We start from the raw sequence: 19,151 nt of genomic DNA, 5'->3' as shown, positions 1-19,151 counted from the left end.
TACAGAATGGCCGCTGCCGCCCGGCAACTATTTTATTCGTTAGCCTCCTGTAAAGCCAGCCAGCCGTGAGTGGTTGGCCTAGGCAGTATACCCGCATGAAACAATTGCTCCGCATCCGGCTACTGGCTGGCCTGTGCCTGAGCTTGCCGCTGCCGGCCTGGGCCGGTGAGAAGGACGAGAAGGCATCTTTTCTGCTGGCTGGGGGCCTGGGTGGCTTGCTTATCGGGGCCGGGCTCTACGCTGTGCTGCTGGGTTTGGCGGCCGTGCTGATCCGGCGCCAGGCCGTGCTGGCAGCTCTTTGCGGGCTGTGCCTGGCCCTGTACGGCTACATCCACTACTGGTCGTTCTACTTCCTGGCCATTGCCGTGCGCTTTTTGCGCACCCGCCAGATGCTCTATGAGTTCGGGACCCCGACGCCGCTGCTGCTCGCGGGGCTGGCCGGTTCGGTGGCCTGGGCACTGGCGGCCCTCGGGCTGGCGCTGTGGCTGCGGCGGCGTCGGCGGCGCTAGGCTCCGCTGCTGCGGTTGCGTATCTTCCGGCTATGGCTCGTCCCGATACCTACGCCCAGGTGCACCCTGCCACCCGCGCCGAATGGCGGCAGTGGCTGGCCGAAAACCACGCCAGCAGCCCCGGTGTGTGGTTTACCTACTTCAAAAAGGAAAGTGGCCAGTCGCGCGTGGGCTATGCCGAGGCCGTGGAGGAGGCCCTGTGCTTCGGCTGGATCGACTCGCTGCCCCGCAAGCTCGATGCCGACCGCACCCAGCTGCTGTTTACGCCGCGCAAGCCCAAAAGCGGGTGGAGCAAGGTAAACAAGGAGCGCCTGGTGCGCCTCGAAGCCGCGGGCCTGCTGGAGCCGTCCGGCCTGGCAGCCATTGCCAAGGCCAAGCTCAACGGCTCCTGGGAAAGCCTCGACGCGGCCGAAGCCGGCCTGGTGCCGCCCGATCTGGCCGCGGCCCTGGCCGCCGAGCCTTTGGCCGCGCAGCACTTCAGCGCCTTTTCGCCTTCGTCGCGCAAGATGCTGCTGAGCTGGGTGCTGGCCGCCAAGCGCCCCGAAACCCGCGCCCGGCGCGTGGCCGAAACCGTGCGCCTGGCCGCCCTGAACAAGCGCGCCAACTTCAACCGGGAATAAGGTGGAAGCAGCCGGGCCTGGAAATAGTAAGCGGCTGAAGCCCGGAGAGCTTCAGCCGCTTGTCGTCGGAGCCAGGACAGCACACACCCGCCGCAGTGCCTACAGCGTAAATTCCATTGTGGTAGCTTGCTGGCCGTCGGCCTGGAAGGGCGTTTTGCTGTTGAACACGGCGGTTTTTACCTCCTCGTCATCGACTTCGATAGACGTTTCGATGAGGGCCGAGCTGCTCAGCCGGATGGTGTTGTTGCTGCGCACTTTCGAGCAGCCCATCGTGACCGATATTTTGTCGCCGGGCCGACCGATGACATCCAAGGGGCGTTGGGCAAAGGCCGAAGCATTCCAGCCGGTCGAGAACGTTTCGGTGGAGGTGACGGTAGCACCCCCAGCGGGCGTCTGCCGAATGGTGATGTAGCCGCCAACATCAATCTTCTCGTCGTCGGGCGTTGCCAGCCCATAGGCGCTGTAGAAAAGGTTGACCTTTTTCTTGGCGGCTTTGGGGTCGTCTTTTTTGTCGCCGCATCCGGTCGTTAGCGCCAGCGTCGCCACGGATAAGTACAGCAGGGAGGCTAGTAGGGTAGTACGTGTTTGCATAGGGTGGTATAAGTGGGCCGTGAAGATAGAATGGTCCGGTTGTTACTTCCTATCCGCGGGCGGCGAGGTGTAGAAGAGAAGTAGGGAAGCGGCCTGGGCCGGAAACCTTCGGGGCCGGCCCTGCGAATACCGTAGCAGCGGTGTAGGCACCAGCCGGGTTTGAGGCGGGGCTGCCGATGCGCTCTACTCTGCATTGTTATGGGCAAGCACAAAAAGAAGCACTCGAAGAAGGACCAGGTATCGGACGATGTTCTCGATGCGGCGGCTCTTGCCATCCGCAAGTACCGCAAGGTGACCAATGAAATAGCCAAGCTGAGTACTGGCCAGAAGCTGGTGGGGGGCGCTATTCTGGCCGCCGCAGGCTATTTCTACCTCGACAAGCTAAGCGCCGATTGGCTGGATTCGCAATTGCCCGGGCTGCGTGCCCTGCTGCCCGGCGCCGCCAAAGCCGAGGCTACCCCTGAAGATGCGGGCGACGACGAGTCGGAGCGGCCCGCGGCGGCTCGTAAAAGCCGCAAAGGGCCCAAGCGCAGCAAAGCACACCGCCCGCCCGCTGCCGCTCCCGATGAGGACGAGTAAAGCCCGCCGGTGAGCTTGGCCCCGGCAACCCTACCCTCCCGAATTGCGGATATAGCTCTACGCAGTGCTCACCGGCTCTGCTACTTCCCTTTCTACCCTTACCCCGAAAGCCATGAAAAAGACCAAGAAAACCAAGCCCGCCAAGAAGAAGTCCCTGCTGAGTGGGGCGGCCAAGTCGCTCAAGAAAATAGGCAAGGGCAGCGGCCTGAGCAAGCTGAGCACCACCCAGAAAGTAGTGGGCGGCGCGTTGCTGCTCGGCGGCCTGAGCTACCTGGCAAACCGCCGCAGCAGCACGCCGGCAGTGCCACCGGCCAACGATACGGACGCCAACACTGGGGAGAGCCTGCCCGGCGTGGAAGGAGCGACCCTCTAAGCCCTTGCTACTCGCCCGGCCCGTGCGCTGCTCCGGTAGTGCCCGTGGTTGGGCCAGCAAGCGCACACGCATGGTTCTTCCTTTATCCCCACCCGTTATGGCCAAAGACAAAGACCCCGGCAAAGCAAAGGGCAAAAAGAAAGAGAAGAAAGCCCGTAAGCAGCCCGATTTGCTCGATAATGCCGCTACCTCGCTCAAAAAGTTTCGCAAAGTCACCCGGTCGGCCACCCGCCTGACGACTGGTCAGAAAGTGGTGGGCGGCATTGCCCTGCTGGCCGCCGGCCTGACGTACTGGGCCAAAAAGCAAGCCGCTGCCGCTGCTGCTGTTACCCCCGACGCCCAGGCGGCCGAAGCTCACCTGGCAACCCTAAACGAGCCCCCCGCTGCCGATTCGGAGGCAGCGCCCGGAGCAGCCGCTACCAAAGCGGCCGTAGCCCAGACGCCGCGCCGCAAAAGCCGCAAGAGTCACTAGGAAATACGCCAGCTCCGCACACAGAACAGCCGCCGCTTCTCCCGGAAAGCGGCGGCTGTTTTATTGGGTGACTTATGCAGATCTTATTAGCTGGCGGCGGGCCAGCGCTTCTGGCGCCACTGCTCGCGCTGCTCGGCGTCGAGGAAGGTCCAGGCGACGAGGCGGCTTACTTTCTGGCCCTGGCTCATGCCGATAGTGCGCACGTCCACGGCGCCGCGCTTCTGCAGGGTTTTGTAGAGGCCGGGCAGGGTTTCCTTCTTGGAAATGAGCGTCGAAAACCACAGCCCGTTGTGGCGTTGCAGGGCGCTTTCCTCGGCCATGCGCCAGGTGAAAGTAGCCTCGCCGCCTTCGTACCACAGCTCGTTCGACTGCCCCCCGAAGTTGGGTGCGGCCTTGCCGGTGCCCAGGTTCTGGGTTTTGCGCCGGTTGGCGGCCTCCGCTTCGGCCGCCGAGGCATGGAAGGGTGGATTGCACATGGTCAGATCGAACAGCTCACTGGACTTGACGATGCCGCTGAAAATATCGAGCGAGGTGGGCTGCAGGCGAATATCAATGGCGCCCGACAGGCCGGGGTTGCCGGCCACAATCTGCTTGGCCACGCGCACAGCCACCGGGTCGACGTCGGAGCCCACAAAGCGCCAACCGTACTCGCGGTGCCCGATAATGGGGTAGATGCAGTTGGCGCCCACGCCCACATCGAGCACCCGCACGCGCTTACCGGTCGGCACCACGCCGCCGTTGGTTTCGGCCAGCAGGTCGGCCAGGTAGTGCACGTAGTCGGCGCGGCCCGGGATGGGCGGGGCGAGGTAGCCAGCCGGAATATCCCAGCGCTGAATGTGGTAGAAATGCTTCAGCAGGGCCTGGTTCAGGGCTTTTACCGCGGCCGGGTTGGCAAAGTCAATCGAGGACTCGCCGCCTTCGTGCGTAAGAGGCGCCACGAAAGGCGCCAGCTCGGGGCTGGTTTTGACCAACGCCGCAAAATCGTAGCGGCCCTGGTGGCGGTTGCGCGGGTGCAGGCTGGCCTTTTCGGCCGACGGCTCGGGGGAGGACTGTGGAATCATGGGAAGCGGAAACGGAAGAGGGGCAAAAATAAAGAGGCTGAAGCAGGGAGCTTCAGCCTCTTCGCATATCTATGGTTGAGCAGCCGTGGGCTACAGGGCCGGGGCGGGGGCGTCGGGCGTAGGCTTGGGGGCCATTTTCACCGAAACGGCCGTGGGGCCTTTCTGCCCCATTTCCACCTCAAACGTCACCTTGTCGTTTTCCTTGATAGGATTGAGCAGGCCATTGGCGTGCACAAAAATGCTTTCCTGGGTTTCGTGGTCCTTGATGAAACCATAGCCCTTCGACTCGTTGAAGAAAGCCACCGTGCCCTTGCGGATCGGGTCGGGCTGCTCCATATCTTCCTGCTTGGAAACGGCAATGCGGATATCCTCCACCTTGATTTCCACTTTCTTCTTGTTGGGGTCCGGCGGGGTGGTCGAGATGTTGCCGAACTCATCGACATAAGCCATCATTTCGTCCAGGCTCTGGCCCTTCTTGGCGCTAGCCTGACGTTCCTCCTTGCGGTCCGCCTTATCGTTTTTCTTTTTTAGGCGTTTTTTTTCGTTTTCCTTTTTGCCAAAGGATGCTTGGGATTTCCCCATGGTGTTCTTGGTTTATTGTTAAGGCGCTACTTCGGGTGAAGGTAAGCACTGGCGCCGGAGAGCTGACGAATATACTATACTACAGATATAGTTTCTCGAAAGTTCAGGCTCCGGGCCCTAGCGCCAACAAATGTTACGGAATTTTTATCAAAAAAGTACACTCATTTTGTAAGAATGCGCCAAGGGGCTGCAAATGAGATTTTCCGGCCCGCTCAACCCTGTCCCAGGCTCCTCCGTACAGCGCCCAAAGCCGGCCTATATAGCGCCGGCCGCTTTTCTCACCCATTGCCCTGAATATGAAAAATACCCTGCTTGCACTCTCCTGTGCCGCTGCCCTCACCCTGGGCTCGTCCTGCAACCGCGACAAGGCGGCCGCAGTAGACGCGGCCCAGACGCCCTCGGCCGACACGGCCGTGGTAGCCGATAACGACGTGATTTACCAGGAAGAAGGCAACCGCACCGCCGACATGGTTGCCACCGACCTGGGCATAACCGATACGGCCCAGGTGCGCCAGGTGCGCCGCGTCTACTACACCCGGGCTCAGCGCCTGGGCGAGGTGAAGTCGCGCTACATCAGCGACACGACCGGCCAGTACGCCGCCATGCGCCAGGTAGATAATGACACGGACAACGACATCAAAACCGTGTTCAACGACGACGCCCGCTACAACACCTACCAGAGCAACCGGGGCCGCTACTACGGCTACGACGATGCCACAGTGGTAACGACCACCGAAGAAACTACTACTACGACGACCACATCGGCCCCTGCCGCCCGCCCCGCCCGCCGCGGCCCGCGCATCGTGGAGTACGATAAGGACAAGAACGGTGAAACCAAGATTAAGTACTCGAATGGCAAGACCGTGAAAATTGATGCCGACGGCGACACGAAAGTGGAGTACCGCAACGGCACGAAAGTGAAGCGCGACGCCGACGACGGCGAGGTGAAAATCAAGTAACCGAGGCCTGTAACTGATTGAGCTAAGAAAGCCCTTACCTGTTTGGTAAGGGCTTTTTTGCGTTTCGTAGCCTGCCTGGGCCCGTCATCCATAGGAAGTTGATAATATTGCCGACCCGGCCTTTTGCCGGTCTTAGCTGGTATCACGCCCTATTCCGATGAAGTCTTATCCGTTGCTGCTGGCCCTGAGTGCCGCCGCGGGCCCGAGCCTGGCCCAAGCTCCCGCCCAAACCCCGGCCCAGCCTGCCGACAGCGGCACCTTCGTGCTGCACAAGTTCGAGCAGCCCATCGGCAAGGAAACCTACCGCCTCACGCGCACGGCCCAGGCCCTGACCTACACCGTGGACTTCCGCTTCGTAGACCGTGGCTCGCCGGTGCCGCTGAAGGCCAGCATCAGCGTGACGCCGGCCTACGAGCCGCTGCGCCTGGTGGTGAAGGGCAAAACCTCGCGCCTGTCGAGCATCAACGACTCGATTGAGATTCGCGGCGGACAGGCGCACATCCGCGTCGATGGCAAGGTGAGCACTCAGGCCGTGGCGCCGCTGAGTTTCCCGGTGGCGGGCTACGCGCCGGGCACCGGCCAGTTGCTGCTGCTGCGCTACTGGGAGCAGCACAGCCGCCCCGCCAGCATTGCCACCCTGCCCGCCGGCGCGGTCCAGATCAGCCGCGACGGGCAGGACACGCTCACGTTTCAGAACAAGCCGTTGGTGCTGGAACGCTACGTCATCAAGGGCCTGGTGTGGGGCAACGAGCTGCTCTGGACCGACCAGCAGGGCCGCCTGATATGCATCATTACCAACGACGCCGAGGGTGATAAGCTGGAGATGATGTGGCAGCCCTACGAAAGCCTGCTGCCCACGCTCATCGGGCGGGCCGCCACCCACGGCATGCGCCTGTTTACGGCCACAGCCGCCCCGAACAGCACTAAAGCCAAGGCCAAATCGGTGCTGGCCATTACCGGCGGCGCGGTGCTCGATGTGGTGAACGGCCATCTGCTGCCCAACCAGGTGGTGCTGATTGAGAACGGTAAAATCAGCAAAGTCGGGCCGGTGGGCAAAGTGAAAGTGCCACGCAAAGCGGAGGTCATTCCGGCTGCCGGCCAAACCATAGTGCCGGGCCTGTGGGATATGCACGCCCACTTTCAGCAGGCCGAGTGGGGCCCCGCTTACCTGGCGGCCGGCGTGACGACGGTGCGCGACTGCGGCAACGAGTTCAGCTACATCAACGCCATTCAGCAGGCCATCGACAGCCGCCGGGGCGTGGGGCCGCGCATTCTCAAGGCCGGCCTCATTGATGGGGGCGGTCCGCGGGCGTTGGGCGTTGTGCAGGCCAACACCCCGGCTGAGGCCGTGCGGGCAGTGCAGCGCTACAAAGACAGCGGCTTTGCCCAAATCAAGCTCTACAGCTCCCTGAAGCCTGAAATCGTGAAGGCCATCTGCACCGAGGCCCACCGCCTGGGCCTGACCGTCACGGGCCACATTCCTACCGGCATGAACCTGTATCAGGGGGTGAATGCGGGCATGGACCAGGTAAACCATATTACCTACGTGGCCGAAATGATGAAGCGTAACCCGAACTTCACCTTCGACTTCCAGGACACGATGAGCGTGCGGGCGTTTCAGTTTTTGAAAAAGCACAAAACCATGGTCGACCCTACACTGGGCGTCTACGAGTTGATGTTCCGCTCGACCGCCGACGACATTACGGCCCTGGAACCCGCCTTCGATAAACTGCCCCAGCCCTTGCAGACGTTGTTTGCCAGTATGGGCTCCGAGCCTAAGCGGGCGGCCGCCGCCAAGCCCATTACAAACAGCATCATGCAGCTGGTAAAGCAGCTGCACGACCAGGGCATCACCATCGTGGCCGGCACCGACATGGGCTTCCCCGGCACCAGCCTCAACCGGGAGCTGGAGCTGTACGTGCAGGCCGGCCTCACGCCCCTTCAGGCCCTGCAAACCGCCACCATCACCCCGGCCCGCGTGATGAGCCTGGACAAGCAGAGCGGCTCCATCGAAGTGGGCAAGCAGGCTGATTTGCTTTTGGTGGAGGGCAACCCGCTGGAGCAGATTCAGGTCCTGCGCCGGGTGAAGCTGGTGGTGAAAGACGGCCAGCCCTACGACCCGGCCGCCATGCGCGCCCTGGCCGGCTACCAGAAGTAAGCCGCGGGCTAGGCCTTCTGCTGCTCGTCGAGCCAGCGCAGAATCACGCGCATAAACTCGAAGTTTTTCTCCGGGTTGGGCACGTCGCTAAGCTGCAGGCTTTCCTGGGGCGTGCGGGCCTTGGTGAAAAAATGGTCGACCTCGGGCAGCACCTCAAAGCGGGCCTGGCCGGGGTGCTCCCGGTTCACGATGCCCGCAATAAGCTGGTGGTCTTCGTCGTAGGAGATGTAGTCGGCGGCGCCGCGCAGGGCCAGCACCCGGGTGTTGAGGCTTTTCCAGGCGGCAGCCAGGTTGGTTTCTTCCCACTGCTGCATGTAGCGGTAGCTCTGCGGAAAGTCGATCAGCTCCCGGGCCTGCGGGTAGCGGGCCAGCACCTGGGCGGGTGTCTGCTTTTCGGTGAGCAGCAGGTGCAGGGCCGCAGCCAGCACTTGCTGGCGGCGGCTGATGGAGTCGTAGGGCATCTGGCGCAATTCGGCCTGGCGGCGGGCATTGTAGAGCTGGTACTCGATGAAGTTGCGGCTGGCCGTGCCGTAGACCACTATTCCCTTTACCGCCTCGCCCTGGGCCACCACCGGGGCCATAATGCCGCCGATGCTGAAGCCGGTAATGAAGATATTCTGCTGGTCGACGAAGGGTAGCTGCCGGATGGCGGCCAGCCCGGCCTTGTAGCCGCCGGCCTCCATCCAGAAGTCCGACTCGGCACAGGGCGTGCCTTGGCTGTCGCCCATGCCGGTTTTATCGATGCGCATGGTGGCGTAGCCGTGGCGCGACAAAGAGTCGATGATGCGGTTGGTGACGTCGGCGCGGTCGAGTGGGTTATCCACCGAAAAGCAGCCCACGCCCTGCACAAACAGCACCATCGGCACCTGGGCTTTAGCCGTTTTGGGCCGGGTAATGATGGTGCGCAACCGGTTGGGGCCGTGGCTGACGCTGGCGTACTGCACCTCGTAGAACGGGCTGGTTTCCTTCGGAAAAGCCATAAATGTGACCTGCCGGCGTACTTGGCGGCCGTTGCGCAGCACCACGAACGGCGCTTTGTCGCCGACTTTATACTGGCGCAGCTGGCCCACGAATTCGCCCACGTTGGCCCCCACTTCGGTAGGGCCCATTTTCAGAATCACGTCACTGGCCTGCAGTCCGGCCGCCTGCGCCGACGAGCCGGGCCGCACGCCGCGCACCAGAATGCCGTTCTTGTTGGGCAGCCGGTAGCGCTGCTGAATACTGTCGTTGATACCCTGTAGCTCGATGCCGACGAATACGCGGCGCGGCAGCTCCTGGGCCTGCAGGGAGTGGAGTGCCAGCGAAAAGAGCAGCAGGAAGAGAAGCCGGATTTTCATGGTCGGGAGGAAGGACGGGGGTAGACGGTAGCGTTACATCCCAAAAGAGAAATATAGCCGGGGCCGGTTGCACCGCTCACCCAATCATGTGAGGCATTCCCGGGGCTCGGACCATCGGCAACGTTGCCGACATCGATTGCATAAAGAAATAGGCGCCAACGCTTCGGGCCGCCTCGGCAATTCGGTAATATCAGGTTGCCGTAGCTGTTTTCGGAGGGCTTACTCCCCCGTGTGAAGCCGGTTTGCGGTTCTGCGCTACACCCCCCGAGTTATGTTCCCATTCGTTCGCTCCGGCCGCTCCAGCCGCTTTTTTTCTTCTCGCAAAGCCCCGCTTCTGGCCTTGGCGGCCCTGCTGGCCGGGCCGGTTTCCAGCCGGGCGCAGCAGCTGGCCTTTCCGGGCGCGGAAGGAGCGGGGCGCTTTACCAGTGGCGGCCGGGGCACCGCCAAGCAGCCGACCACGGTGTTTGAAGTCACGAGCCTGAGCGACGATACTAAGCCGGGCAGCCTGCGCTACGCCCTGCGCCAGCCGGCCGCGGCCCGCACCATCGTGTTCCGGGTGTCGGGCACCATTCACCTGACTTCCCCGCTGGTGCTGGAGAACAGCAATACTACCCTGGCGGGCCAGACGGCCCCGGGCGGGGGCATCTGCCTGGCCGATTACCCGGTGAGCATCAAGGCCAGCAACGTCATCGTGCGCTTCGTGCGCTTCCGCATGGGCGACAAAAACCAGAATCAGGGCTTCGTGCCGGGGGCCGGGGGCGACGATGCCTTCGGGGGCGGCATGCGCCAGAAGCACATCATCATCGACCATTGCTCGATGAGCTGGAGCACCGACGAGGCCTTCTCGGTATACGAGGGCGACAGCACGACCTTACAGTGGAACCTGATTAGTGAGCCGCTGAACTACTCCTACCACTTCGAGAAGGGCGACAAGGACTTCGAGCGCCACGGCTTCGGCGGTATCTGGGGCGGACAGCACGCCACGATGCACCACAACCTGTTTGCCCACTGCAACAACCGCACGCCGCGCTTCAACGGCAGCCGTTACACCCACGCGGCGGGCTACGAAAACGTCGATTTCCGCAACAACGTCATCTACAACTGGGGCGAAAACAACGTGTATGCCGGCGAGGGCGGCAACTATAACGTGGTGAACAACTACTATAAATACGGCCCCAGCACCAAAGAAAGCGTGAAAGCGCGGGTCCTGAACCCCTACCGGATTACGGAAGGCAAGAACCTGCTGCCCTACGGCAAGTTCTACCTGCGCGGCAACTACTCCGACGCCAGCGCCGAGGTGACGCGCCACAACTGGCGGGGCGTGACGATGAACAACGGCACCGTCGCCGACACCGCGCTGGCCCAGGCTCCCGCGCCCTTCGACCTGGGCCCCGTCACGACCCACACCGCGGAAGCCGCCTACGAAGCGGTGCTGGCCGGTGCCGGCGCCATTCGGCCGGAGCGCGACACGCTCGACCAGCGCATCGTGCGCGACGTGCGCCGCCGCACCGGCCGCCTCATCGACGTGCAGGGCGGCTACGCCCACGGCACGCCCTATAGCGTCTCGCAGCGCGCCTGGCCCGAGCTGAAAACCCAGCCCGCCCCGCCCGATACCGACCACGACGGCATGCCCGACGCCTGGGAAACCCGGCAGAAGCTCAACCCCAAGGATGCCGCTGACCGGAATAGAATCGGGTCTGATGGCTACACTATGCTGGAAGTATATCTGAACAGCTTGGTGGGCAAGTGAGGCTCAAGGCGGCCATATGCTGCCTGTCATCCTTCGCACCCTCAGGATGACAGGCAGCATATGGCCGCCTTACTTCCTGAAAAAGGCTAGCAGCTCGGCTTTGTGGGAGTTGCCGATGGGAATGTAGGTGCCGTCGTTGAGAATCACGTTTTCGGGCTGCAGCAGCTTGATGTGGGCCACGGCCACAATAAAGGAGCGGTGTACCCGCAGAAACGCCGCGCCCAGGGTTTCGACCATTTCCTTCATGGTCTGGTGCAGCAGGTAGGTTTTGCTGCCCGTCACGATCTTCACGTAGTCCTTGCAGCCCTCCACGTACACGATTTCGCGGTGGCTGACTTTGAGCAAACCCTGGCGCTCCTTTACCAGCAGAAATTTCTCCTCGTCGGTGTCGGCGGCGGGGGCGGGCTGCACGGCGGGCAAGCGGGAAATAGCCTTCATGAACCGCTCGTAGCTGAAGGGCTTGAGCAGGTAGTCGAGAATATCCAGCTCGTAGCCCTCGTAGGCGTATTCGCGGTAGGCCGTGGTAAGCACCGTTTTGGGCGGATTCTTCATCGTTTTGAGGAAGTGCAGGCCCGTAATCAGCGGCATTTCGATGTCGAGAAACAGCAAATCCACGGGGTGCTGGAGCAGGTGGTCGTGGGCTTCCATGGCGTTGCGGCACTGGCCGCTGAGCGTAAGGCCGGGCGTCTGGCCGATAAACTGGGTGAGTACCTGGTGGGCCAGGGGCTCGTCGTCCACAATCAGGCAGCGGACGGGGGCGGACGTGTTGGTCATAGCGAGAGGGTGAGTTCGGCGCGGTAGCGGCCGTCGTGTTCGGTTACTTGCAGCTCGTGGGCAGCGGGGTAATACAGGTTCAGGCGCTGGCGGATGTTGACTAGGCCGATGCCACCGCTGCGCCGGGGCGAGGCCGGGGGCGGGGCGGGCAGCATGTCGTTTTCAATCACAAAGTGGAGCTGCCCGGGCCGGGCCGAGAGGGTGGCCTGTACCATGGCGGCATCCGAAAAATGGTGGCGGCCGTGCTTGAAGCTGTTTTCGACCAGGGGCAGGAGCAGTAGCGGCGGCACTTGCAGGCCCTCGGGTAGCTCGTGGGCCGCGAAGCGGATGCTGGCGCCGGGGTATTTGCGCTGCTCCATTTCGAAGTAGTTTTCCAGAAACGTGACTTCCTCGGGCAGACCAATGTAGTCCTTGCCGCTGTCGTAGAGCACGTAGCGCATCAGCTCGGAGAGGAGCAAAATGAAGCGCGGCGTTTCGGGCGAGCCCACCAGGCTTAGGCCGTAGATGCTGTTGAGCGTATTGAACAGAAAGTGGGGCTGGAGCTGGCTTTTGAGCTGGTCGAGCTGCAAAGCCAGGTGGTCTTTTTCCAGGTGGCGGCGGCGGTACTCATTCTCGAAGGCCAGCCGCACGAAGGCCACGCAGCCAAAGGCCAGCAAATCGGTGAAGAGCAGGCTGATGTAGCCATTGGCAATGCCGGGCAGCTGGGCCAGGTCCAGGGCGTATCTGCGCTGGTAGTACCCGGCCAGCACCGGAGGCTCGGCAAAGAAGCGGAACAGACCGTGGGCCAGCACCGCGTTCAGCTTGATGGCCCACCAGGGGTAGAGCACCGTGAGTAGGCCCAGCAGCACGTAGCGCTGCCGCCGCACCAGCCGCGGCACCAGCCACCGGTAGTAGGGAATGATGTAGAGCGTGGCCACCAGGGCAAAGCCCATGAGCTGCGGGTAGGGAAAGTTGCTGTGCCCGGCCAGGCGGTGAAAGCTCATGGCCTGCTCCATGTACTGGGCATACTTATACAAGCCCACATACAAGGCCCAGATCAGGATTTCGAAGATGAGGGGAAAGCGGCTGGGCCGGTCGGCAGCGTCGTGTTGCATGGGGGCAAGTTGGCGGTTTTTCGGTCCGCTTGCCGCGCCGCCGGGACCAACTTTCGACCAATGGGGTGTTTTTTTCGACTAAAAAAAGCGGGGTCGGAATTGGTCGGCGCCGGGCCCAAAATGGTCGAATATGGCGAATGGAAGCGGATTGGAAGCAGTTGTTTTGTCCCATTCCCAGCCGGTTGGCGGCGGGAGTTCACCTCAGCCCTTCCTTTCCACTTCCGATATGAAAAACGCCTTCTCCTCCCTGCTTCTCGTTGGTACGCTGGCCGCCGCCCCTGCTCTGGTTGCGGCCCAAACCACCCCCGCCACCGCCCACACCACCGGCCAGCTTACCGGCCTGGTAGCCGACAGCCTCTCGCGCCAGCCCCTGGCCTTTGCCACCGTAATTCTGCGGCCCGCCGCTGATGCAAAAGCCGCCCTGAGCACCATGACCAACGAGCAGGGCGCCTTCCGCTTCGACGCGGTGCCTGCCGGTTCCTATTCCCTGCTGGTAAACTACGTGGGCTACAAAACTTCGGCCCTAGCCCCGCTGACGGTAGCCGCCGGCCCGAATGCCGCCCCCGCCGTAGCCCTGGCCGCCGACCGGAAACTGCTCAAGGGCGTGACCGTGACGGGTACCAAAGCCTTTATCGAGCAGCAGGCCGGCAAGCTGGTGCTCAACGTGGCGGCCAGCCCCATTGCCGCCGGCGGCACTGCCTACGACGTTATCGGCCGGGCGCCGGGCGTGGTGGAGCAGAGTAACGGCTACTCGTTGCGCGGCAAATCGGTAGTGGTGCTGCTCGACGGCAAATACACAAATCTGAGCGGCGAGGAGCTCAAAAACATGCTCAGCGCCCTGCCCGGCAGCACCCTGGATAAGGTCGAAGTCATCAGCAACCCCTCGGCCAAGTACGACGCCCAGGGCGGGGCCGTGGTCAACATCATTACCACCAAAAGCCGCAAGCTGGGCACCAACGGCACCGCCACGCTGGGCACCGGCGCCGGGCAGTACGGCCGCTACAACGCCGGCCTGAGCCTGAACCACCGCACGGCCAAGCTCAACGTGTACGGCGGCCTCGACCGGCTCGAAAACCAGACCTACAGCACCACCCGCTCGGAGCGGGCCGCTACCGCCGAAACCCGCCTTACCGAAAACGGCCGCGAAGTGCGCCACAGCCAGAACAACTCCGCCCGCCTCGGCCTCGACTACGACCTGAGCAAAACCAGCTCGGTGGGCGTACTGGTGAAGGGCATGCTCAACTACCGGGACCGGGACGGCCGCAACAGCGCCTTGCTGGCGGGCCCGAACGGCGCGGCCCTGGAGTCGTCAGAGCTGCGCACGGTGGGGGAGGCCCGCTTCCTGAATTCGTCGGTGAACGTGTACTACAAAACCACGCTCGACACCACCGGCCGCACCCTGCGCCTGAATGCCGACTACTTCGGCTACCAGAAAAACTGGCGGAACGAGTACGCCACCACGTTCGGCAACGACGGTGCCGAGCTGCGCAGCGACAACTCGCCGGCCCGCAACTCGGTGCAGTCGGCCTCGGCCGACTACTCCCAGCCGCTCTACAAAGGCACGCTCGAAGCCGGCCTGAAAACAACTTTCACCACCACCGACAACGACATTCGCTGGGAGCAGGCCACGGCCGGCCAGGACTGGGCTACGGATTTAGGCAAGACCAACCACTTCATCTACCGCGAGAATATCAACGCGGCCTACGCCACCTTCCAGCGCACGGTGCAGAAGCTGGACCTGCAGGTGGGCCTGCGCGCCGAGCAAACCAACACCACCGGCACTTCCCTCACAATGGACCAAATCACCCGCCGCCACTACCTGAACCTGTTTCCGACGCTGTCGGCCCAGTACAATCAGTCGGAGAAGGTGCAGCTGGGCTTTGCCTACCGCCGCAAGATTGACCGGTTTCAGTTCGGCATCGTGAACCCCTTCGTGACCTATATCAGCCAGTACCGCTACACCCAGGGCAACCCCAACATCCGCCCGTCCTTCTCCCACAACTTCGAATTCACCCACTCTTATAACAACATGCTGAGCACGGCCATCAGCTACGGCCACCACACCGACGTGCTCATCGACAGCTACCAGAAAGTGGAGGGCACGCAGGTGGTAGTCAACTCCTTCCGCAACTTCCGCAGCGCCGAGTCGCTCGACGGTAGCCTGACGCTGATGAAGCCTTACCTGGGCGGCAAGTGGATGACCGTTACCACCGCGGGCTTCTCGTTTGCCAAAGTCAACGGCGGCAACGTGGGCCTCGGCAGCGCCCGGCCCTCGGCCATGCTGTCCTCCAACCACACCCTGACGCTGGGCAAGGGCCTGAAAGCCGAAGTGTCGGGCATGTACATGTCGCCGATGACCTTCGGGGGCCTGGCCTTTCAGTCACAGTTCTTCACCAGCTTCGGCATCTCCAAAACGGTACTTAAAGAGGCTGGCACGCTCACGCTCAACGTCTCGGACGTGCTGAACACCCAGCAGAACCGCTACGAAGTGCTGGCCGGCGGCCTCAACTCCCGCCACAACAACAAGGTGGAAAGCCGCTTCGTGAAACTCAACTTCAGCTACAAGTTTGGCAAGAAGACCGTGAAAGCCAGCCAGCGCCGCGACACCGGCATCGAAGCCGAGAAGTCGCGCATGGACAACTAAGCCCCTGGCCCCCGGCAGTTTTATTCTATTGCTCGTGCAGTGGCGCCTGCTTAAAACAGGTGGCCCGGATTGTAAGTGAAGTAGTTAGAGAAGGCCGATGCTACTGCAGCATCGGTCTTCCGGCGCGTAAAGACTACGCCGAGCGGGCGAGGCAATTGGGAAGAAACCCGTTATTTTGGTGGGCTCCGGCCGGCGTCTTGCCAACCGGGCGGGTATTAGCGCGTTATTGCTGTTGAATGCCGAGCTTCTGGCCCCGATTGTACGGTTGGGCTGCGGGGCATAGCTTATCCACGAAGTAGATTTTATGCGGCAGTTACTGCTTATTCTGAGCCTTGTTGTTTGCTCGCTGCCGGTTGCCGCCCAGCGCCCCGATTCCACCAAAACGCCCCGGCCCATCCGCAAGATCGAGCTGGAAAACGTGGACATTGCCCCCGGTGCCCGCGACGGCAAAGGCTGGCTTATGCTCGACAAGGACATTCAGCTGGAGCTGGAAGGGGCCATGCACAACCTCTACAACTTCAAGTACGACAAGGCCGAAAAGCAATTCCGCTCCCTGCGCCGCCGCTACCCCGAGCACCCCTTGCCCTACCTGCTGATGGGCCTGAGCCAGTGGTGGAAAATCGTGCCCACCAACCTACAGGCCAAGCAGTACGACAAGCAGCTCTTCGCCTACATGGATACCACCGTGCGCAAGGCCGAGAAGCTCTACGAGGCCGACAACAAGAACTACGAAGCCTGCTTTTTCCTGTCGGCCGCCTACGGCTTCGATGCCCAGCTGAACGCCGAGCGCAAAAACTGGACGGCCGCCACGCTCAGCAGCCGCAAAGCCCTGCGCTACCTGCAGGAAAGCAAGGAAGCCAACGGCCTGAGCCCCGAGTTTCTGCTCGGCCAGGCCCTGTTCAACTACTACGCCGTCTGGATTTCGGATAATTACCCGCTGCTGCGGCCCGTACTGCTGCTCTTTCCCAAGGGCAACCGCGCCCTGGGCTTGCAGCAGCTGCGCAACGTGGCCAGCAACGGCTTCTACACCGGTCTGGAAGCCAAGGCTTACCTGATGCGCATCCTGTACACGGAGGAAAATAAGCTGGACGCGGCCCTGCCCGTGGCCCGCTACCTGGCCAACAATTACCCCGACAATGCCTACTTCCAGCGCTTCTACGCCCTGCTCTGCTACCACCAGGGCGACATGATAGAGTGCGAGCGGGTGAGCCGCGAAATTCTGGACAAGCTCAACCGGGGCTACGCCGGCTACGAGGGCATCAGCGGGCGCTACGCCACCTATTTCCTGGGCTCCATCGTGCAGAACAGCTACAAGGACCTGACCAAGGCCAAAGACTACTTCCAGCGCTGCCTCGTGTTTTCGGAGCTGACCGGCGACACCAGCAGCGGCTTTTACCTGTCGGCCAACGTGAACCTGGGCCGCCTGGCCGAAGACGAAAACGACGTGAAGGCCGCCCGCCGCTACTACTCCACGGTGGTGGAAAAGGCCGAGAAAAAGTCGCCCCAGTACCGGGAGGCCAAGCTTTACCTGAAGAACCACAAAAAATAAGGCCGCCCCACTGGGGCGGCCTTGCTGCTTAGGGCTTCGGAGTTTCCGCCGGAGCCGGCGTTGGTGGGGCTGGCGTTTCCGTGGCAGTGGGCGACGCCGTGGTTTCCGCTGCTGCCGGCGCTGCCGGCGTTGAGGTTTCCGGCGCTATTTGTGGGGCCGGAGTTTCCGTTGCAGCTGGCGTTTCTGGTGTTGGCGTTGCTGTTGGTGCCGGAGTTTCCGTTGGTGCCGGCGTTTGTGGTGCCGTTGGCGTTTCCGTTGGTGCGGGCGTTTGTGGCGCTGCTGGCGTTTCCGTTGCTTTCGGCGTTTTGGCCTCCTTAGAGGCTTTCGGCGCTTTCGACGCTTTGGGTGTCGAGTTGTTGCTGTCCTTCAGGCGGGACGGGCCGTGCTTGCTCTTTTTGCCGCCGTTGGCCAGGGAAAAGGCCAGCTCGGCATAGCCATTGAAGCCGTAGGGACTGCTCGAATCGAAGTAGCCCGACAGGTCGTTGGAACCCACCGTGAGCGGACCCAGCCGCAGCATCAGGCCGTAGGCGAAGGTCTGGTAGCCGTTCATCAGAGTGATGGGCGCGGCTACTTCCAGCCACTTGCTCTCGATGCGGGGCGTGACGGAGGCAAACGAGAAGCTACGCATGCCGATGGCGTAGGTGCCGCGCAGGCTCTGGCTGACCGAGGCGTTGGCATAAATCCACTTATACACGTGGTAGTCCACGTCCAGGTTCAGGGCCGTGGGCACGCCGGTCGTGAACTGGTTTTCGCGCTGTTGCTTATCAGTGCGCAGAATCTTGTTGAGCCGCTGCTCGTAGTTGTCCTCGTCGATACCGTCGAGGTCAGACTCACTGACGCCGGTTTTGTTGGTTTTGATGTTGTTGAAAGCCGTGGCGTTGTCCTTGTAGCGGATGTAGCCGATGTCCGTAATGGAGGCAGCCACCCGGAACAGGTACTTGTTGCGCGAGTAGTCGAGCCGGTCCACGCCCTTTTTGTCGATGTAGCGGTACTGGCCCATGTCGGGCCGGAACTCATACACCGCCCCGATGTCCATGCCCCAGCCGCCGCCGGCCCCGCCGCCGCCGCTCAGCCATTTCAGGGCCTGGTTGGCGTCCACGTTGTCGAAGGCATCGGGGTTGGAGTAGCCAAAGGCTGCGTCCAGGGCGTTGATGCGCACAATGGTGTCGTTGGTAGCCGCCTTGTCAATGATTTCGTAGTCGGCCTTCTTGCTTTGCAGGTAGCCCGAGCCGAAGCCGATATAGCGCCGGGCCGTGACGCCGGCCTTGAGAAAGTGCAGGCTCTTGTCCAGAATCACGCGGCCGTAGGTCAGGTCGTACTGGGCAAAGGCGTTCAGGTTCAGGTTGAAGGTGTTGTCGGCCGAGCGGCCCTTCACCTTAAACTCGTCCACGGCGTTCTGAATCAGGTTTTCCGATACCGAGTTGCCCTGCAGGGCCCCGCGCACCCGGGTGCTGAAGGCCACGCTCTGGGTGGGGCTGATGCGCACCATCACGCCCGGACCGCGCACGTTCAGGCCGGTGCTCAGTAGCTTGGGCTTGTCACTGGCGCGGCGGGTCAGAAATTCCTTGTCCAGGTCCAGCTCGGCGCTGCTGTTCTGGGGGCTCCAGGGGCCGGTGTACTGGTAGGCCGTGTTGGTGGCGTGCACATCGAAGCTAACCAGCTGCAGCTGAAAGAAGTAGCGGTTGTCGACGATGTTGGCCGGGTTCCAGGAGGCACCACCCAGGCCCGAGTAGTTGCCCCGGGCACTGTTAAAAAGCTGTTGGCCGGCCACCGTGCCGGGAAGCAGGGTGAGCAGCAGCCCAGCCAGGCGAGAAGTATTCATGTAGTCGTGTTGCGTTAGGTTCGGAGGTAAGAGCGAGGAAAAGAGAGCCGCCGGAAATAGGAATATTGCAGCCGGCCGCTACAGGGGTACTGGTACTGCAAAGCCCTTGGCGGGCACACTAGTGGATAAAAAACAAAAATAGCGAGCTAGATGCTTGTTAATGAAATGTTTGTGCTGGCGCAGCCGGGCCGGCGTAGGCCCTGGTAATGCCGCCAAAAGCAAGCCTGCTACCAGCTCCCGAAGCGCGGCTGTGTAGCAGGCGGTTTTCCATGCAAAA

General features: G+C 62.2%; 17 protein-coding genes. 10 read left to right on the top strand and 7 right to left on the bottom strand.

Features of this window, described 5'->3' with window-relative positions; all coding sequences use genetic code 11:
* The first annotated feature begins 95 nt into the window (after positions 1–95).
* Together LGH70_RS02970 and LGH70_RS02965 are read left to right on the top strand one after the other, a co-directional pair.
* Positions 96–509, top strand: a complete 414-nt coding sequence (locus tag LGH70_RS02970) for a hypothetical protein (RefSeq protein ID WP_226182535.1) — start codon at positions 96–98, stop codon at positions 507–509.
* A 32-nt stretch (positions 510–541) separates the two neighbouring features.
* Complete coding sequence (locus LGH70_RS02965; RefSeq protein ID WP_226182534.1) at positions 542–1,129, top strand: YdeI/OmpD-associated family protein; 588 nt, start codon at positions 542–544, stop codon at positions 1,127–1,129.
* A 99-nt stretch (positions 1,130–1,228) separates the two neighbouring features.
* Here the strand turns inward: LGH70_RS02965 and LGH70_RS02960 are convergent, their stop codons facing one another.
* Positions 1,229–1,720, bottom strand: coding sequence for a hypothetical protein (locus tag LGH70_RS02960; protein ID WP_226182532.1), 492 nt, complete (start codon positions 1,718–1,720; stop codon positions 1,229–1,231).
* Positions 1,721–1,918: 198 nt separating this feature from the next.
* On the opposite strand from LGH70_RS02960, the gene LGH70_RS02955 reads away from it, so the two are divergent.
* The 3 genes from LGH70_RS02955 (at position 1,919) to LGH70_RS02945 (ending at position 3,144) form a co-directional block, all read left to right on the top strand.
* Entirely contained in the window at positions 1,919–2,299 is a 381-nt protein-coding gene (locus LGH70_RS02955) for a hypothetical protein (RefSeq protein ID WP_226182530.1), read from the top strand.
* A gap of 112 nt (positions 2,300–2,411) precedes the next feature.
* A complete protein-coding gene (locus tag LGH70_RS02950) occupies positions 2,412–2,672 on the top strand; it encodes a hypothetical protein (protein ID WP_226182528.1) in 261 nt (86 codons plus the stop codon).
* Positions 2,673–2,769: 97 nt separating this feature from the next.
* Positions 2,770–3,144 (top strand): hypothetical protein, encoded by a 375-nt coding sequence (locus tag LGH70_RS02945; protein ID WP_226182526.1) that lies wholly within the window; start codon positions 2,770–2,772, stop codon positions 3,142–3,144.
* 86 nt (positions 3,145–3,230) lie between these two features.
* Here LGH70_RS02945 and rlmF read toward each other — a convergent pair whose 3' ends face one another.
* Together rlmF and LGH70_RS02935 are read right to left on the bottom strand one after the other, a co-directional pair.
* Complete coding sequence (rlmF, locus tag LGH70_RS02940; RefSeq protein ID WP_226182524.1) at positions 3,231–4,205, bottom strand: 23S rRNA (adenine(1618)-N(6))-methyltransferase RlmF; 975 nt, start codon at positions 4,203–4,205, stop codon at positions 3,231–3,233.
* A gap of 90 nt (positions 4,206–4,295) precedes the next feature.
* Positions 4,296–4,787, bottom strand: coding sequence for a cold-shock protein (locus LGH70_RS02935; protein ID WP_226182522.1), 492 nt, complete (start codon positions 4,785–4,787; stop codon positions 4,296–4,298).
* A gap of 296 nt (positions 4,788–5,083) precedes the next feature.
* Between LGH70_RS02935 and LGH70_RS02930 the strand changes: the two genes are divergently transcribed.
* Positions 5,084–5,746, top strand: a complete 663-nt coding sequence (locus LGH70_RS02930; protein ID WP_226182520.1) for a T-complex 10 C-terminal domain-containing protein — start codon at positions 5,084–5,086, stop codon at positions 5,744–5,746.
* A 157-nt stretch (positions 5,747–5,903) separates the two neighbouring features.
* Entirely contained in the window at positions 5,904–7,904 is a 2,001-nt protein-coding gene (locus LGH70_RS02925) for an amidohydrolase family protein (RefSeq protein ID WP_226182518.1), read from the top strand.
* 8 nt (positions 7,905–7,912) lie between these two features.
* Here LGH70_RS02925 and LGH70_RS02920 read toward each other — a convergent pair whose 3' ends face one another.
* Positions 7,913–9,241, bottom strand: a complete 1,329-nt coding sequence (locus LGH70_RS02920; protein ID WP_226182516.1) for an alpha/beta hydrolase family protein — start codon at positions 9,239–9,241, stop codon at positions 7,913–7,915.
* A 271-nt stretch (positions 9,242–9,512) separates the two neighbouring features.
* Between LGH70_RS02920 and LGH70_RS02915 the strand changes: the two genes are divergently transcribed.
* The gene (locus LGH70_RS02915) at positions 9,513–10,991 is read left to right on the top strand and encodes a pectate lyase family protein (protein ID WP_226182514.1); all 1,479 of its coding nucleotides are present in this window, start codon (positions 9,513–9,515) and stop codon (positions 10,989–10,991) included.
* Between the two features lie 69 nt (positions 10,992–11,060).
* Here the strand turns inward: LGH70_RS02915 and LGH70_RS02910 are convergent, their stop codons facing one another.
* Together LGH70_RS02910 and LGH70_RS02905 are read right to left on the bottom strand one after the other, a co-directional pair.
* On the bottom strand, positions 11,061–11,765 hold the full coding sequence (locus tag LGH70_RS02910; RefSeq protein ID WP_226182512.1) for a LytR/AlgR family response regulator transcription factor: 705 nt from the start codon (positions 11,763–11,765) through the stop codon (positions 11,061–11,063).
* On the bottom strand, positions 11,762–12,859 hold the full coding sequence (locus LGH70_RS02905; protein WP_226182510.1) for a sensor histidine kinase: 1,098 nt from the start codon (positions 12,857–12,859) through the stop codon (positions 11,762–11,764). The genes LGH70_RS02910 and LGH70_RS02905 overlap by 4 nt, the downstream gene beginning before the upstream one ends.
* A 226-nt stretch (positions 12,860–13,085) precedes the next feature.
* Here LGH70_RS02905 and LGH70_RS02900 point away from each other — a divergent pair, with 226 nt between their 5' ends.
* Entirely contained in the window at positions 13,086–15,503 is a 2,418-nt protein-coding gene (locus LGH70_RS02900) for an outer membrane beta-barrel family protein (protein WP_226182508.1), read from the top strand.
* A gap of 304 nt (positions 15,504–15,807) precedes the next feature.
* Positions 15,808–17,052: a tetratricopeptide repeat protein gene (locus LGH70_RS02895; protein WP_226182506.1), complete on the top strand. Its 1,245-nt coding sequence runs from the start codon at positions 15,808–15,810 to the stop codon at positions 17,050–17,052.
* Positions 17,053–17,080: 28 nt separating this feature from the next.
* Here the strand turns inward: LGH70_RS02895 and LGH70_RS02890 are convergent, their stop codons facing one another.
* Entirely contained in the window at positions 17,081–18,874 is a 1,794-nt protein-coding gene (locus LGH70_RS02890) for a DUF5723 family protein (protein WP_226182503.1), read from the bottom strand.
* Positions 18,875–19,151 lie beyond the last annotated feature (277 nt).

This window comes from Hymenobacter nitidus, assembly GCF_020447315.1.
Lineage (GTDB): Bacteria > Bacteroidota > Bacteroidia > Cytophagales > Hymenobacteraceae > Hymenobacter > Hymenobacter nitidus.
The sequence above is the reverse complement of the archived record's forward strand: the minus strand, read 5'-3'. Positions and strand labels throughout refer to the sequence as shown.